Origin of the sequence: Streptomyces sp. NPDC058663 (genome assembly GCF_042716745.1) — a bacterium.
Taxonomy (GTDB): domain Bacteria; phylum Actinomycetota; class Actinomycetes; order Streptomycetales; family Streptomycetaceae; genus Streptomyces.
Map to the genome: position 1 here is coordinate 1 of NZ_JBHXRV010000010.1, position 15,708 is coordinate 15,708.

General features: G+C 72.5%; 14 protein-coding genes. 7 read left to right on the forward strand and 7 right to left on the reverse strand.

Annotated features, from left to right (window positions below):
• Both ACFWVV_RS09420 and ACFWVV_RS09425 read left to right on the forward strand, forming a co-directional pair.
• Window positions 1–942, forward strand: a 942-nt coding sequence (locus ACFWVV_RS09420; protein WP_384422643.1) for an MFS transporter, incomplete at its 5' end; no start/stop codon positions are given.
• 91 nt (window positions 943–1,033) lie between these two features.
• A complete protein-coding gene (locus ACFWVV_RS09425) occupies window positions 1,034–1,867 on the forward strand; it encodes an aldo/keto reductase (RefSeq protein ID WP_384355853.1) in 834 nt (277 codons plus the stop codon).
• Here the strand turns inward: ACFWVV_RS09425 and ACFWVV_RS09430 are convergent.
• The 3 genes from ACFWVV_RS09430 to ACFWVV_RS09440 all read right to left on the reverse strand — a co-directional run bounded on the left by ACFWVV_RS09430 (window position 1,860) and on the right by ACFWVV_RS09440 (window position 4,685).
• Window positions 1,860–2,378, reverse strand: coding sequence for an NUDIX domain-containing protein (locus ACFWVV_RS09430; protein WP_384355855.1), 519 nt, complete (start codon window positions 2,376–2,378; stop codon window positions 1,860–1,862). The two genes, ACFWVV_RS09425 and ACFWVV_RS09430, sit on opposite strands and share 8 nt — an antisense overlap.
• Before the next feature lie 143 nt (window positions 2,379–2,521).
• Window positions 2,522–3,859, reverse strand: coding sequence for an amidohydrolase (locus ACFWVV_RS09435; protein WP_384355857.1), 1,338 nt, complete (start codon window positions 3,857–3,859; stop codon window positions 2,522–2,524).
• A 115-nt stretch (window positions 3,860–3,974) separates the two neighbouring features.
• Entirely contained in the window at window positions 3,975–4,685 is a 711-nt protein-coding gene (locus tag ACFWVV_RS09440; RefSeq protein ID WP_384355859.1) for a GntR family transcriptional regulator, read from the reverse strand.
• A 200-nt stretch (window positions 4,686–4,885) separates the two neighbouring features.
• Here ACFWVV_RS09440 and ACFWVV_RS09445 point away from each other — a divergent pair, with 200 nt between their 5' ends.
• Window positions 4,886–6,457: an MFS transporter gene (locus tag ACFWVV_RS09445; protein WP_384355861.1), complete on the forward strand. Its 1,572-nt coding sequence runs from the start codon at window positions 4,886–4,888 to the stop codon at window positions 6,455–6,457.
• Window positions 6,458–6,529: 72 nt separating this feature from the next.
• On the forward strand, window positions 6,530–7,129 hold the full coding sequence (locus ACFWVV_RS09450) for an HPP family protein (protein ID WP_384355863.1): 600 nt from the start codon (window positions 6,530–6,532) through the stop codon (window positions 7,127–7,129).
• An 8-nt stretch (window positions 7,130–7,137) separates the two neighbouring features.
• On the opposite strand, the gene ACFWVV_RS09455 is transcribed toward ACFWVV_RS09450, so the two are convergent.
• A complete protein-coding gene (locus tag ACFWVV_RS09455) occupies window positions 7,138–8,289 on the reverse strand; it encodes an alpha/beta hydrolase (protein ID WP_384355865.1) in 1,152 nt (383 codons plus the stop codon).
• A 657-nt stretch (window positions 8,290–8,946) separates the two neighbouring features.
• Between ACFWVV_RS09455 and ACFWVV_RS09460 the strand changes: the two genes are divergently transcribed.
• Window positions 8,947–10,623 carry an ATP-binding cassette domain-containing protein gene (locus ACFWVV_RS09460; RefSeq protein WP_384355867.1) on the forward strand — a complete coding sequence of 559 codons (1,677 nt, stop codon included), beginning with the start codon at window positions 8,947–8,949 and terminating at the stop codon, window positions 10,621–10,623.
• Between the two features lie 37 nt (window positions 10,624–10,660).
• Here the strand turns inward: ACFWVV_RS09460 and ACFWVV_RS09465 are convergent, their stop codons facing one another.
• Complete coding sequence (locus ACFWVV_RS09465; protein ID WP_384355869.1) at window positions 10,661–12,175, reverse strand: aminotransferase class V-fold PLP-dependent enzyme; 1,515 nt, start codon at window positions 12,173–12,175, stop codon at window positions 10,661–10,663.
• 519 nt (window positions 12,176–12,694) lie between these two features.
• Here ACFWVV_RS09465 and helR point away from each other — a divergent pair.
• Complete coding sequence (helR, locus tag ACFWVV_RS09470) at window positions 12,695–14,851, forward strand: RNA polymerase recycling motor ATPase HelR (protein ID WP_384355871.1); 2,157 nt, start codon at window positions 12,695–12,697, stop codon at window positions 14,849–14,851.
• On the opposite strand, the gene ACFWVV_RS09475 is transcribed toward helR, so the two are convergent.
• A complete protein-coding gene (locus ACFWVV_RS09475) occupies window positions 14,838–14,966 on the reverse strand; it encodes a hypothetical protein (protein WP_384355873.1) in 129 nt (42 codons plus the stop codon). The two genes, helR and ACFWVV_RS09475, sit on opposite strands and share 14 nt — an antisense overlap.
• Here ACFWVV_RS09475 and ACFWVV_RS09480 point away from each other — a divergent pair.
• Complete coding sequence (locus ACFWVV_RS09480; RefSeq protein WP_384355875.1) at window positions 14,955–15,212, forward strand: TetR-like C-terminal domain-containing protein; 258 nt, start codon at window positions 14,955–14,957, stop codon at window positions 15,210–15,212. The two genes, ACFWVV_RS09475 and ACFWVV_RS09480, sit on opposite strands and share 12 nt — an antisense overlap.
• Window positions 15,213–15,251: 39 nt before the next feature.
• Here the strand turns inward: ACFWVV_RS09480 and ACFWVV_RS09485 are convergent, their stop codons facing one another.
• The gene (locus tag ACFWVV_RS09485) at window positions 15,252–15,632 is read right to left on the reverse strand and encodes a DUF6009 family protein (RefSeq protein WP_384355877.1); all 381 of its coding nucleotides are present in this window, start codon (window positions 15,630–15,632) and stop codon (window positions 15,252–15,254) included.
• Window positions 15,633–15,708 lie beyond the last annotated feature (76 nt).

The window sequence follows — 15,708 nt, forward strand, 5'->3', positions numbered from 1 at the left end:
CCCGAGAAGAAGGCGGGTGCCATCTCCATGATGTTCACCGGCCTGACCGTCGCCAATGTCGTCGGCGTCCCGCTGGGCACCTTCGTCGGGCAGAGCGCGGGCTGGCGGGTCACCTTCTTCCTGGTGGCCGCGCTCGGCGTCCTCGGCCTGGCGGGCATCGCCAAGCTGGTGCCCGACGTGCCCAAGGCGGAGGGCGTCCGGCTGCGGCACGAGGTGGCCGCGTTCAAGAACGTCCAGGTGCTGCTCGCCATGGCGATGACCGTGCTGGGCTTCGGCGGCGTCTTCGCGGCCATCACCTACATCGCCCCGATGATGACCGACGTCGCCGGTTACGCGCAGTCCTCCGTCACCTGGCTCCTGGTCCTCTTCGGTCTTGGCATGGTCGCCGGGAACCTCACCGGCGGGAAGTTCGCGGACCGCAGGCTGATGCCGATGCTCCTCACGGCGCTCGGCGGCCTGGCCGTGGTCCTCGCCCTGTTCACCGTCGGCGCGCAGAACAAGGTCACGGCAGCCGTCGCGATCTTCCTCATCGGAGCGCTCGGCTTCGCCACCGTGCCCCCGCTCCAGAAGCGGGTGCTGGACTACGCCCACGGTGCGCCCACGCTGGCGTCCGCCGTCAACATCGGCGCGTTCAACCTGGGCAACGCGCTCGCCGCGTGGCTCGGAGGTCTCGTCATCGCCGCCGGATTCGGCTACACCTCGCCGAACTGGGTCGGGGCGGCCCTGGCCGCCTCCGCACTGGTCCTCGCCGTCGTCTCCAGCCTGCTGGAGCGCCGCCAGAGCACTTCTGCCGCCGGTGCCGCTTCCCCCGTGGTCGCCGCTTCGTCCAGGGCCGCCGCTCCGTCCGTGACCGCCGCTTCGTCCGGTGGTACGAGGCCGGAGGCGGGCGGCACCGGACCGGAGCGGTCCCCGGCCGGGCAGGCCCACGCCGCCCGTCGCTGACCGCCGCGACCTCCGCGCCCCCGCGACCGCGCCCGGACTCCGGTACCCCTCCCCCCTCACCCCACTCCCCCACCTCAAGGAACAGCGCATCATGAGCCCCCTCCCGCACATCCCCACCGTCACCCTGAACAACGGCGTCACGATGCCCCAGCTCGGCTTCGGCGTCTTCCAGGTGCCCGACCAGGACACCACCGCCGCCGTCCTGGCCGCGCTGCACGCCGGGTACCGGAGCATCGACACCGCAGCCGTCTACGGGAACGAGCGCGGCGTCGGCCGGGCGCTCGCCGAGTCCGGCATCGCCCGCGACGAACTCTTCGTCACCACCAAGCTGTGGAACGCGGACCAGGGGTACGACGCCGCACTGGCCGCCTTCGACGCCTCGCTCGACAAGCTGGGCCTCGACCACGTCGACCTCTACCTGATCCACTGGCCGGCCCCGGCCAGCAACCGCTACACCGACACCTGGCGCGCACTGGAGAAGCTGCTCGCCGACGGACGCACCCGGGCCATCGGCGTCTCCAACTTCCAGCCCGCCCATCTGGAACGGCTGCTCAGCGGCGCCTCGGTCGTGCCTGCCGTGAACCAGATCGAGCTGCACCCGGGCCTCCAGCAGCGCGAGCTGCGCGAGTTCCACGCCCGGCACGGCATCGTCACCGAGGCATGGAGCCCGCTGGCGCAGGGCGCGGTGCTCAAGGACGAGGCGATCACCGCCGTCGCGGCCGCGCACGGGAAGTCCCCGGCCCAGGTGGTGCTGCGCTGGCACCTGCAGACCGGCAACGTGGTCATCCCCAAGTCGGTCACCGAGGCCCGCATCCGCGAGAACCTCGACGTCTTCGGCTTCGTCCTGAGCGAGCGTGAGGTCGACGCCATCGGCGCACTGGACCGGGGCATGCGCACCGGCCCCGACCCGGACACCCTCAACTGACGTACGTACCGTCCCGCAGTCGGTCCCGCAGCCGGTCGACGAAGACCCGCTGGCCCTTCACGAGGAGTTCGGCGGCCCGCTCCGGCGTGACCCAGGCGAACCGGTCCATCTCCGGGAACTCCTGGAGCACGCCGGAGCCGCGCGGCCACTCCATGACGAACGTCCCCGGCACCGCGGCCGCCGGATCGAGGTCCCCCTCCAGCGCCCACACGGTGACCGTCTTGCCGTTGCTCTGGCGGGTCTCACCCAGCGAAATCCAGGGGCCGGCGGGTACCGGAAGCCCGAGTTCCTCCTCGAACTCGCGGCGGGCGGCGGCCGCGGGCTCCTCCCCGGCCACGTACTCGCCCTTGGGCACCGACCAGGCGGCGGCCTCGCGCCGTGCCCAGAACGGGCCGCCCATGTGCCCGATCAGCAGCTCAAGGCCGGGCTCGTCCGCCGGGGCCCCAGCTCCGCCGCCCGGGGCCGGGAACCGGAAGAGGAGCAGTCCGGCGCTGCGCTTGGCGATCGGCATGCCGTCCAGTCTGCGCCCCACCGCGGGGAACGCCCCGCTTCCCCGCGCCGGCCGGCAACATACGGCGAAGCGGGGCTCGCCGGAGCAGCAGGGGCAGGGGCAGGGGCAGGGGCAGGGGCAGGGGCAGGGGCAGGGGCAGCCGATCAGACCAGTTCGCCCGCGCGGGCGACGACACGTCCCCCGTGCACGACCATGTCGCGCTGCGGCATGTCCACCACCACCTGCGGGGTGCACTCGGCGCGCAGCAGCATGAAGTCCGCCGGGTCGCCGGGCCTGAAGGCGGACCGGTCCAGGCCCATCACGTCGGCGCCGCCGTGCGAGCCGACCGTGAAGCAGTCGTCGAGCTCCTGGTCCAGTCGTACGTCGGTGATCCAGCCGAGGATGTGGGTGCGGTGCAGCATGTCGGCGTTGCCGAACGGGCTCCACGAGTCGCGCACACCGTCGGAGCCGAGGCCGACGCGTACGCCGTGCTCGTGCAGCTTCGCGACGGGCAGTACGAGGGACTCGTTGGGTGCGACGGTCGTCAGGGCGATGTCGAGTTCCCCGAGGTCGGCGGCCATGGTCTCCAGGGCGCCGGCCTGCATCTTCGGCAGGCAGAAGACGTGGCTGACCGTCACCTTGCCGCGCAGGGACAGGGCCCGGGTGCGCTCGATGATGCCGCGCAGCACCTTGACGCCCTTCTCGTCCCGGTCGTGCAGATGGATGTCGACGCCGACGCCGTAGCGGTCGGCGAGCCGGAAGACCAGGTCGAGCTGCTCGTCCAGGGCGTGGTCGAAGCTGATCGGGTCGATGCCGCCGATCATGTCGACGAGACCGCTGCGCGCGGCGTCCTCCAGGAGCTTGGCGGTGCCCGGTGTACGGATCACTCCGTGCTGCGGGAAGCCGACGATCTGTACGTCCAGGGCGTGCGCCAGCCGCTCGCGGGCCTCGGCGACGCCTTCGAGGCTCTTCAGGCCGTAGGCCGGGGCCACGTCGGCGTGGGCGCGCATGGCCCGGGTGCCGCGGGTGACTGCGTGGGCCATCAGCCCGTACGCCCGCTCCTCCACCGGCCTGCGTTCGCTGCGGAACACCTCGACGTCCTGGGCGCAGTAGTCCGCGATCCCTGCCGCCGGCCTGCGCGAGCGCCAGTCGCCGCCCCAGGTGGTCTTGTCGGGGTGGATGTGCGCGTCGACGAGGGAGGGGAGCGCGAGGCGTCCGCCGCCGTCGATGATCCGGGCGTTCCTGGGTGCGGGGCGGTCGCTGATCCGGCCGTCGATCACCGTCAGGTCGACGGCCTTCTTCGCAGCGTACGGGCGTACGTCGCGGAAGACCGCGGTGGTGCCCCGGCGGCGCTCCTCGACGCGGAGGCCGTCCGCGGCCGCGGCCCGGGCGTCCCGGGGCGCGGCCGTGGCGGATCCGGTCGTGCCGAGGACGGCGCCGGTGCCCGCCAGGGACGCGGCGCCCGCGAGGACACCACGCCGGGAGAGGGGAGAGGGAACCATGGGGACTCCTCAAGGGTTCGATCCTGAAGACTCCCACTTTTGTATACCAAGTCTGATGAGCACACAAGGATTCCCCCACACCTAAGCGCATCTGCACAGCTCAAAGCCGCCGTGACTACATTTTGGTATACAACTCATCACCGAAGAGCGAATGCAGCGCCACCGCCCGGCTGTCCCGCACATGCAGGAACGTGGCGGCCGCGGCCGCCTCCTCGTCGCCCGCCGCGATGTGGCGCAGCATCTGGGCATGCTGGGCGCGCATGTGCGCGGGCTCCTCGCGCATCCCGAAGAGCAACTGGAGCTGCCAGCTCAGCTGGTCCATGGTGCGGACGAGCAGAGGGTTGCCGGCGAGCGCCACGACCTCCTCGTGGAACGCGGTGTGCGCGGCGACCTCGCGCTCCCCCTGCCCGGCCGCAGCCGCCCGCTCGGCGCGCTCCAGCAGGGCCCGCAGCTCCCCGACGCCCCCCGGTTCGCCGGTCGCCGAGGCCACCCGGCGGGCCGCCAGCCGGGAGGCCTGGACGGCCAGCGGCTCCCAGACCTCGTACAGGCAGCGCACATCGGCCCGGTCCAGGCTGCGCACCCGCACGCCGCTGTGCGGCAGCATTTCCAGCAGCCCCTCGGAAACCAGTGCACGCAGCGCCTCGCGCACCGGCACGCGGGACATCCGCAGTTCCTCGGCGACCTCGCGTTCCACCAGCCGCGAGCCCATGGGGTAGCGCCGGTCGATGATCCGCTGCCGTACCGCCTCGCGCGCCCGCGCACTGAGCGGCTGCTTCGCACCGCCGCCGGCCGGCCGCTCTCCCGCACCCGTCGTGCCGTCCGCCACCGGACCCGCCTCCACTCACCTCGCGGCCGGCCGCACGCCCGGCCCGGCACCCCGGCGAGAATATGTGCCCCACGCAATGAACAGGTCAAGTTTCGGCAGCTGCGGCGCTCTTCGGAATAGTCGCCTCAGGAAACAGGTTCGGGTTACACGCAACCTGCCCGCCTGCGCGTTCCCGAGACCGTCCCCGGAGGCCCTCCGCGATGTCCCAGCCGACGACCAGCCCCGCTCGCCGAACAGGCGGTGTCGTCCCCGTCCTCGCCTTCACCGGCATCGTCGTCGCGGTCATGCAGACCCTGCTCGTGCCGGTCATCAAGGACCTGCCCGCCCTGCTGGACACTTCCCCCTCGAACGCCACCTGGGTGATGACCGCGACCCTGCTCGCCGGAGCCGTGGCCACCCCGATCATGGGCCGCCTCGGCGACCTCGCGGGCAAACGGCGGATGCTGCTCACCAGCCTGGCGATCATGGTGGTGGGCTCACTCATCTGCGGCTTCACCGACCAGATCCTCGTGATGATCGCGGGCCGCGTCCTGCAGGGCTTCGCGATGGGCGCCATTCCGCTCGGCATCGGGCTGATGCGCGACATGCTGCCCGCCGAGAAGCTCGGTTCGGCGATGGCCCTGATGTCCTCCTCGATAGGCGTCGGCGGCGGGCTCGCCCTGCCGCTCGCCGCGCTGGTCGCCCAGCACGCCGACTGGCACGCCCTGTTCTTCGGTGCGGCCGGCCTCGGTGTGCTGGCCATCGTCCTGACGCTGCTGGTCGTGCCGGAGTCCCCGCTGAGGGCGCGGGGCGGCTTCGACGTCGCGGGCGCGCTCGGCCTCGCGCTCGGTCTGGTCCTGCTCCTGCTGCCGGTCACCAAGGGCAGCGACTGGGGCTGGACCAGTGGCACCACGCTGGGTCTGTTCGGTGGGGCGCTCGTCGTACTGCTGGCCTGGGGGCTGATGGAACTGCGCGTCAAGGCCCCGCTGGTCGACCTGCGCACGACCGCCCGGCGCGAGGTGCTGCTCACCAACCTCGCCTCGATCATGGTCGGTGTCGCGTTCTACGCGATCTCGCTGGTCCTGCCCCAACTGCTCCAGCTGCCGACGTCCACCGGCCACGGGCTCGGCCAGTCGATGGTCGTCGCGGGGCTGTGCGTCGCCCCGCTCGGCCTGACCATGATGTTCACCGCGCCCGTCTACGCCCGTCTCTCGGCGCGGTTCGGCCCGAAGGTGACGCTGATCCTCGGCATGCTGATCATCGCGATCGGGTACGGCGCCGGGCTCGGACTCATGAGCGCCGCCTGGCAGACCGTCGTGATCTCGGTGGTGGTGGGTGCCGGCATCGGTCTCGCGTACTCCTCGCTCCCCGCGCTCATCATCGGTGCGGTCGACCCGTCCGAGACGGGTGCGGCCAACGGTCTCAACACCCTGATGCGCTCGATCGGTACCTCGGTGTCCTCGGCGGTCATCGGCATGGTCCTGGCCAACTCCGCACAGCACGTGGGCGGCGTCGCGATCCCGACGATGGAGGGCTTCCGCACCTCCTTCCTCATCGCCACGGCCGCGGTCGCGGTGGGCGTGCTGCTCGCACTTGGTCTGCCCAAGCGGCGCGCAGCCGCCCCGCGCCACCTCCAGTTGCGGGCCAGCAGCGAGGAGGACGCCGGGCTGGCGCGCGCGGCCGAGTCCCTCGCGACGGCGGCACCCGGGCCCGCCCCGCACGCCGCTGCCGCCACGGCCGCCGCGGCCCGCCCCGGGCGGCCCGCACACCCACTCCGGGCCCCCCGCCCCTGACCGCACGCCACGCCGCTCACCCCGCACCTCCACCCCTCGCCGCCAGCCGGGGGCACCACGTAAGGAACCTTCGTGCCCGACACCTCCACCCTGCCGAGTTCCGCCGCCGAGGTGTGTGCGCCCGACAGTTCCGCAGGGGCCGGGACCTTCCCGCGGCCCACCCGTCGGCAGCGGTGCGCCGCCGCGCTGGCGGGAAAGGCGCCCGCCCGTGCGCCGATGTCCGCCGTGGCCGCCATGACCGCCTGCGGTGTCGCCGTCCTGCTGCTGCTCGTCGGCCTCGGCGTCCTGCTGCACGAGCCGCTGCTGATACCACCACTGGCCGCCAGCGCCGGCCTCGTCCTCGCCGCCCCGGCCCTGCCGCTGGCCCAGCCGCGGAGCATCGTCGGAGGCCAGTTGATCTCCGCGGCGATCGGTCTCGGCGCGGTCGCGGTGGGCGGCAGTTCCCTGTGGACGGCGGCGGTCGCGGGCGGTCTGACCATCGGTGCGATGGCCTGGGCCCGCACGCCGCACTCCCCGGCAGCCGCCACCGCGGTGATCGTGGTCCTCACCGACCCGGCCCCCCTGCACTTCCTCGGCCTCCTGACGTTGGCCACGCTGGTGATCGTGGCTTCGGGAACCCTCCTGGCCCGGGTGTCCCGCACCGGTCCTCGCTACCCGTCCTACTGGTGGTAGCGACCCTGTCAGCTCGCCGGGAATGAGCGGGTTATCGCCGCGAGCGAGCGCTGGAACGCCCTGTAGTGGCTGACGTCGCCCTGGTCGACGGCACGGACCCGGCCCCCGTGTGCCGCCACTTTCCGCGCGCAGGTGCGGGTATGCGCGAGCGGTACGTCGCGGTCGCCGGTCGCGCTGTAGAGGGTGACGCGCACCTCGGGCTTCCAGTCGCAGGTGAAGTCGTTGGTACGCATCGCCGCCAGCAGGGGGCCGTCCAAGTGCTGGAGTTTCTCGTACCACTGGTCGGTGAGCAGTTCTCGCAAGGTGGCCGGCAGCGTTCCGGCGATCCGGTCCGCGGGGTGGTGGGTGTCGAAGAGGGCTTCCACACGGTCGGTGTACGGGGTCCGGAAGACCTCGCGCGGGTCGGCGAAGAAGCGGTGCAGCCGGTTCTGTGCGGTGAGGTAGTAGGCGGTGTAGAAGACGGCTGAACCGGGGCCGACCCGTCTGTCGAAGAGAGCGGGCAACTGACTGCCCTCGACGTCGTAGGCTCCGCCGACGGCGGCCACCCCGCGCAGCCGGAAGCGGCGGTCCTGTCCCGCGTCCAGTGCACGGGCGAGTGCCATGGCCACCTGCCCGCCCGGCGAGAAGCCGGTGGTGTACACCCGCCCGTCGAGCGAGCGGCCGAGCCCGGGTGCGGCGACGCGTGCGGCCCGGAGCATGTCGAGTGAGGCGGCGGCCGCGGAGCGGTTGTCCATATAGGGGTGGGTGCCGGGGCCCGTACCGAGGCCCAGGTAGTCGGGCGCGACGGTCGCACGTCCGGCCGAGGCGTAGAGACGGGAGACGGTGCGGTCCGGGCCCTCGGCGACGGAGGCCGCGTAGCCCCGGTAGGCCAGGGTGCCGTGCCCGTGGACCACCGTGGGCAGCCGGTGCGCACCGCCCCGAGGCAGTACGAGGAGTCCGGAGGCGGTGGTCGGCCCGCCGTCAGGGGTGACGGTGCGATAGCTGAGCCGGTAGGCGGCGACGGCGTACCGAACGGAGTCGGTGGGGTACCCGGCCTTCTGCGACTCCTCGACCACGGCTTGCCTGTCCCGCTCGTTTAGCGGCGAGACCGATATCAGCTCGCCCCTGCTGACGGGCCGGCCGTCGACTCCCGCTCCGTCGACGAGCCGAGCCGGCAGCACGACAGGCTGAATCGGCTGCCCGACAAGTGGGACCTGCAGCGCGACAGGTGGGACCTGCAGCGCAACTGACTGGGCAGGCGGCGCGACGAGCACCGCCAGTGCGGCCGACGCCCCCAAGGCCACCGTCCAAGGCCGTACCGGGCCGCGTCGGCGCCTTCTCCCCACGGCTGCCCCGCCGTCGGCAGCGCCCTCCGTCCTGCCGCAACCACCATCTGTCCATGTCCTGCCGCGAAGTGATCTCATGTCAAAAAGGCTAGGGACCAGCGGCCGTTCGCAGAATGCGGTCCGCCGCACACTTCACCTGCGGTGAACCGCACCTCAGCACGCTGCCCCGCCCGCGCGGCCCATCGCCGTACCCGGCCTCCCCCAACGCAGGCTCGCCCCTCCCCGATCCACGCCGCCACTGGCGAGGGAGGCCGCCGCGCGAACCCCGGCGGGCGTCAGGAGCGAGTCGCACCAGCCGCCGACGACGCCCTCGACGTGATGCGTCGCCTCGGGTGGGCGACGACGTACAGGGTGTGCACGGGGAAGGGCCTTTCGAGCCCACGGACAACTGGGCCATGTCCGAGGAGAGTTCGGCGATTCCGGGCATGGTAGAACAAACCCCCACACCCGAGGGAGTCCCGGCAGCCGGGGCCCCGCGAGAAGGAGTCGCCAGTGACCACCACTTCAGGGGGCCTGCGGATCGACGCCACCGGGGTCTGCCAGGACGTACCGGGTGCGGGACGCGTCCTGCGCGACGTCTCGCTGTCGCTGCCGCCCGGGCGGGTCACGATGATCGCGGGAAGCAGCGGTGCCGGCAAGACCGTCCTGCTGCACACCCTCGCGGGGCTGCGGTCCCCGTCCGCCGGAAGCGTGGCGCACGACGGCGCGCGGCCCGGCCCGCCGGGCCGTGAGTTCGGCTTCGTACCGCAGGAGGACATCGTTCACCGGGAGCTGCCGCTCGCCCGCACCCTCGCCTTCACGGCGGGCCTGCGCATGGCCCCCGGCACCCCGGCGGACGAACGGGCGGCATCCGTGCGCCGGGTGTCCGCGGAGCTCGGCCTCGCCCACCGGGCCGGCACCCCGGTACGGGTGCTGAGCGGCGGCGAGCGCAAGCGGGCGGGCATCGCGGCGGAGCTGCTCACCCGGCCGCGGGTGCTGTTCCTGGACGAACCCACCTCCGGCCTCGACCCGGTCACCGGCGCCGGACTCCTCACCACTCTGCGGAAGCTGGCCGCCACGGGCACCACGGTCGTGCTCACCACACACGTGCTCGCCGATCTCACCCGTGCCGACCAGGTGGTGTTCCTCTCCCCCAGCGGTGAGGTCGCGTACGCCGGCGGACCGCAGGGACTGTGCGCAGCGTTCGGGGTCGGCAGCGCCGAGGAGGTGTACGGGGTGGTGGCAGGCGGCGCTCGGGCGGCAAGCGCCGTCGCCCCCGCCACCCGCGAGCCGGCTCCGGACTCCCCCACACCGGGCCCCCGCCCCCCGGCCGCACGGGTCGGCGCGGTGCGACAGTGGGTGCTCCTGACCCGGCGCGGCACCGCCCTGCTGTCGCACAACCGGCTCTCGGTGGCCGTGCTGGCCGGATCCCCCGTGATGATCATCGCGATGTTCGCGGTCCTCTTCCGGCCAGGAGCGTTCACACCCGCAACGTCCGATCCCGGATCCACCGCAATGATCATGTTCTGGATCGCGTTCGGAGCCTTCTTCTTCGGCCTGACCTACGGCCTGCTCCAGATCTGCACCGAGCTTCCCGTGCTGCGCCGGGAGTGGCTGGCAGGGCTGCGCATCGGGCCGTACGTCGCTTCCAAACTGACCACCGTACTGCCGGTGCTCGCGGTCGCGGACGCCCTGCTGCTGGTCGTACTACGGGCCCTGGACCGGCTGCCGTCGGCGAGCGCGGCCACCTACTTCTCGCTCTTCGTGACGAGCGTCCTGGCCTCCGCCGCCGCACTGGCCCTGGGGCTGCTGGCGTCGGCGGCGGTGACGGACCCGGGGCAGGCGACGCTCATGCTGCCGCTGCTGTGCTTCCCGCAGGTGCTGTTCTCGGGGGCGTTCGTCCCGGTGCCGCGCATGACGGTCGCCGGGGAGGCGCTCAGCTGGGCGATGACCAACCGGTGGGCATTCGAAGCGCTGGGCAGCGGGATCGGTCTGGAATCCCTGTGGCGCAACGGCAGTTCGCCGCTCGGCCCGCCGCTCCTCCAGTCGTACGGCGACACCTTCGCGCATCCGGCAGGGCGGGGCTGGGTGGTGCTCACCGGATTCACCGTGCTGTTCCTGGCGCTGACGTGGTGGGTGCTGGTGCGCAAGTGCCGCCAGGGGATGACGCGCGGCAGCGCCGGGAAGTAGGCCGACCGCCGGGCAGGATCCTTGTGCTCCGCACCCCTCAGCACCCCTCGCGCGGTGCGAGTCCGCCCGTGTCGGGGGTCCGGTCCCGGTAGGTCCCGGCGACGAACGCCAGCAGGGCGTCGATGTCCCGGGGCTGCGTGGCGATGCCGAGCGACACCCGTACCGCCCCGGCCGACGGCAGCCCCAGCAGGGCAAGGTACTCCTCCAGCGAGGCGAGCCCGGCACGGGCCGCCGCCCGCAGCCGGCGCGCGGGAAGTCGCAGGGCTGCCTCCCCCGCCCCTGGGTTGCAGAAGCAACCCGTGCGAAGGGAAATGCCGCGCCGGGCGCTGTCGTGGGCCAGGATCCGTTCGTCGACGACCCGGCCCGCCGCGTCCAGGACGTTGAGGGCGACCGTCGCGCCACGCGGCGCGCCGCGCCGGTCGGGCCCCGGTCCGTACACCCGTATCAGCGGGGATCCGTCACTGTGTCGCAGGTCCCGCAGCCCGTCCAGGAGCCGGGTGGTGAGCGCGGTGACATGGCGGTGGACGCGGTCGATGCCGAGGGAGTCGATCCACGCGAGGCCCGCCGTCACGTCGGGCAGGGCGAGGAAGTTGACGGTGCCGTCCTCGAACGCGGCCTCGCCGTCGCTCAGCATGTGCCACTGCGCCCCGGCGCTGACCGCGTGCACGGTTCCGCCGGAGAACCACGGCCGGTGCAGCCGCGCGAGTGCCTCGCGGCGGGCGATGAGGCTGCCCACGCCGGTGGGGTGGCCGAAGACCTTGTACCAGCTGACCACCGTGAAGTCGGGGTGCACGCGGCTGAGGTCCAGCGGGTTGGTCGGCACGAAAGCCGCGGCGTCGAGCAGGACGTCGTAACCCCGCTCCCTGATCCGCGCGATCCACTCCAGCGGGTGCTGCACACCGGTGAAGTTGCTCTGTGCCGGATACGCGAAGAGCCCGTGCCCGGAGGCGGGCAGGGCGGCGCGCAGCCGCCCGACGTCGATCCGCAGGTCCGGCCCGGCCAGGGGCACGTACGTCGTCCGCGCGCCTTTGGTACGGGCGTACTCACGCAGCCCGTTCACCGAGTTGTGGTTGTCGAGCGACATCACCAACCGGTTGCGGCGGCTGAACGGGTACGCCTCGCCGATCAGGTGCAGGGCTCCGGTGGCGTTCGGAGTGAAGACGACGGCGTACTCGGCGGGATCGGCGCGGAAGTACCGCAGTACGGCGGCCCTGGCCTCGGCGAGCAGCGCGCCGGAGGCCAGTGAGGTGGGGTTCTCCGAGTGCGGGTTGCCGAAGCAGCCCCCGGTGATGCGGGCGGCCGAGGCCCGGACCAGCGAGCGCGGCGGGAGCCCGGCCCCGGTGTGGTCCAGGTAGACGTGCCCGCCCTCGGCGAGGTAGCCGAACTCGGTCGTACGGAGCTCGGCGAAGTCGGTGAGGCCGACAGGATCAGTGAGGCCGGCAGGATCAGTGAGGCCCGCAGGCTCGGCGCGGGCGGCCGCATCACCCGCATCGGCGGACGGGACGACGGCAGGGCGGCGCAGGTGCCCGGTCGGACGTGCGGTGCGGTCCACGGCTCCTCCTTCGCGTCCTCCTTCGCGCGAGCCCGGCGCGGTCCTTCCATCATGGGACCGTTCGGAGCCTCAGGCCTGTGCGGGAAGCAACCCGCCCCGTGCGACACCTGCGGCAACCTGATCCAGCTCATCCACATCAAGTAGGGCGGCAGGAAGCCTCAAGTGGCGGGGCAGGAAGCCGCACGCAGCGGGGCGGGGAACCCTCAAGCAGCGGGGCAAAAAAGAAAGGCAAAGGAGAGTCCGCTCCCTTGCCACTCTTAACTTATAGCGCACAGGGGGGCTTGCGGCAAGACCCTGGTGGTACCGCAGAATCTCGAACCTGGGCCGCGAGCCCAGGCCAGAGATTTACGGATGAGGAGATCCACCAGGTGCGTCAGTTTTTGTCGGGTGACGGAGCGTGCGGCCGTGCCGCGTCGGCCGCGGGGCGTCGCCCGCGGTCGCGGGCGCTGGGCCGCACCGAGGTGCTGCCGCGTACGCCGAAGTGCGACACCGCCCCCGTGCTCGAAGGGAGCCGCTGACATGAATGCAGTGATCAACGGGGCGTTCGACCTGCCCGGCCACCTTTCCCCCAAGGCCGACCCGGCCCTGATCGCCGGCGACGAGAAGCACTTCGCGGCCCTCGCCGAAAGCCTCGAGAAGTCGATCGCCGAACTGTCCGACCGCCTCGACACCCTGCGCAAGGCCCCCGGCGGTGCGGGCCGGGAGGCGATGGACCGCGACAACGAGATCCACCGGCTCACTTCCAGGCTGCGCACCCTCAGCCGGTTCGGCATGGACCTGTGTCTGGGCCGCATCGTCGCCGAGGACGACGCGGAGCCGGTGTACATCGGCCGGCTCGGCCTGACCGACGGCGAGGGCCGCCGGCTGCTGATCGACTGGCGCTCCCCCGCCGCCGAGCCGTTCTTCGCCGCGACGCACGCCGTCCCGATGGGTCTGGCGAGCCGCCGCAGGTACCGCTGGGCCCGGGGGCGGATCAGCGACTACTGGGACGAGGTGTTCACCGCCGACGGGTTCGAGGGGCACGCCGCCCTCGACGACCAGTCCGCGTTCATCGCCAGCCTCGGCAGCAACAGGTCCTCCCGGATGCGCGACGTGCTCGGCACCATCCAGGCCGACCAGGACGCCATCATCCGCGCGGGTTCCCGTGGCGCCCTCGTCGTGGACGGCGGCCCCGGTACGGGAAAGACGGTCGTCGCGCTGCACCGCTCCGCGCACCTCCTGTACTCCGACCCCCGGCTCGGCCACCGTCGCGGCGGCGTGCTGTTCGTCGGCCCGCACCGCCCCTACCTGGCCTACGTCTCCGACGTGCTCCCGAGCCTCGGCGAGGAGGGCGTACAGACCTGTGTCCTGCAGGACCTGGTCGCCGAGGGGGCCACGGCAGTGCCGGAGAGGGATCCGGAGGTGGCACGGCTGAAGTCCTCCGCCGACATGGTGAGGGCGATCGAGAAGGCGGTCGCGCTCTACGAGGAGCCGCCGGCCACGGGCATGACCGTCTCCACGCCCTGGGACGAGGTACCGCTCACCGCCGCCGACTGGGCGGAGGCCTTCCGCGCGCCGGACCCGGGCACTCCGCACAACGAGGCGCGCGAGCAGATCTGGGACGAGCTCGCCACGATCCTCCTCGACAAGCACGACGAGGACGAGGCCCCGGAGCCCGGCCTGTTCCTGCGGGCACTGCGGACGGACAAGGAACTGGTCACGACCCTGAACCGGGCCTGGCCGCTGCTGGAGGCCGCCGACCTCGTCGGGGACCTGTGGACGGTGCCCGCCTACCTGCGGATGTGCGCCCCGTGGCTCAGCGAGGACGAGGTGCGCAAGCTGCAGCGCAAGGACGCCCCGCACGCCTGGACGGTGTCCGACCTGCCGCTCCTGGACGCGGCCAGGCAACGCCTCGGTGACCCGGAGTCGGCGGTGCGCAAGCGCAGGCAGGAGGCCGCGCTCGCGGCGGAACGCGCGCGGATGGCCGACGTCATCGACAACATCATCGCCGCCGACGACGACGGCGAGGGCGCCGTGACCATGCTGCACGGCAGGGACCTGCGCGACAGCCTGGTCGACGGGGACGCCCTGCCCACCGCGGACCCGGACCTGCTCGCAGGCCCGTTCGCGCACATCGTGGTGGACGAGGCCCAGGAGCTGACGGACGCCGAGTGGCAGATGCTGCTGCTGCGCTGCCCGTCCCGGAGCTTCACCATCGTCGGGGACCGCGCCCAGGCCAGGCACGGGTTCACCGAGTCGTGGGAGGAACGCCTGGAGCGGGCAGGCCTCGACCGGATCACGATGGCTTCGCTGAGCATCAACTACCGGACACCGGAAGAGATCATGACGGAGGCCGCACCGGTGGTCCGGGCCGCGCTGCCGGACGCCAACGTGCCGACCTCCATCCGCAGCAGCGGCATCCCCGTCGTCCACGGACCGGTCTGCGACCTCACCGCGGTCCTCGACGACTGGCTCGCAGGCCACCCCGACGGGATCGCCTGCGTCATCGGCGACCCCACGTTCCGGGCGGCGCCACGGGTCCGCTCGCTGACGCCGGAGCTGTCGAAGGGCCTCGAATTCGACCTGGTCGTACTCGTCGACCCGGAGGACTTCGGCACGGGCATCGCGGGCGCCGTCGACCGCTACGTCGCGATGACCCGGGCGACCCGGCAACTCGTCGTCCTCACGAGTTCCTGAGCGGGGGCGGGTGCTGTACGAGGGAGGTGGGCTGGGTCTGCTCCGCGACGACGGCCGCGTCCACGGCGGCGTCCGTGGTGAGGGTCTCGCCGCGCCTGCGGCCGTGGCCGGGCATGTCGGGGCGCCGACCCGCCGGTGCGCGCAGCCAATCTTCACCCGGGCGGTGGCCCGCGGAGAGCTGCCCGCGGACGCGGACCCGGTACTCCTGGTCGGCCTGCTGGCGGGCGCCGCCTGGCAACGGGTGGTTTTCCGCCGGCTTCCGGTGGTGGACGGTTTCACCGCCGGTGCGGTACGCACGGTGCGGTACGGAGCCGCGCTCCCCGTACCGCACGAACAGCCCCGCCGGACGGACGGAGCCTGAAACGCGCCACCCACCCGGGTCGGCCATCCGGCACCCGGCCTACGGCATCGCTATGGCGGCGGCCGACCCCAGCTGGGAGCGGGGGGTCTTCTCGCCGACCTTCTGCGGGTCGATCGTGCGCGGGTCGACGGCCTCGCCGGGGGCGCCCTCCGCGTAGTAGCCGCCGGGGGCGGTGTCGCGGTCGTGCGGCAGCAGGAAGAAGACGCGGCGCTTGTGCAGGCCGCTGTCCGGGTCCGCCTCGGCGTGCTCGTCGAGCTCCGTGTAGCCGACGAGACGGCCGTCGCGGGCATAGCGGGGCTTGCCGCGGCGCCGCGGTGTCTTGTCCAGGGCCTGGCGTACGTAGTCGAGGTCGTCAGGGCTTTCCAGCCACACCACCGCATTCTCGTGGGCGAGATCGCTCTCGTTCAGTAGCGAGCTCATGGCTGAAGCCCCTCCTCGTTGTTTCCGGCCACGCTCAGGCCTTGGATTTCTGGCCCCTGGCCGGGTCCTGTTGTCG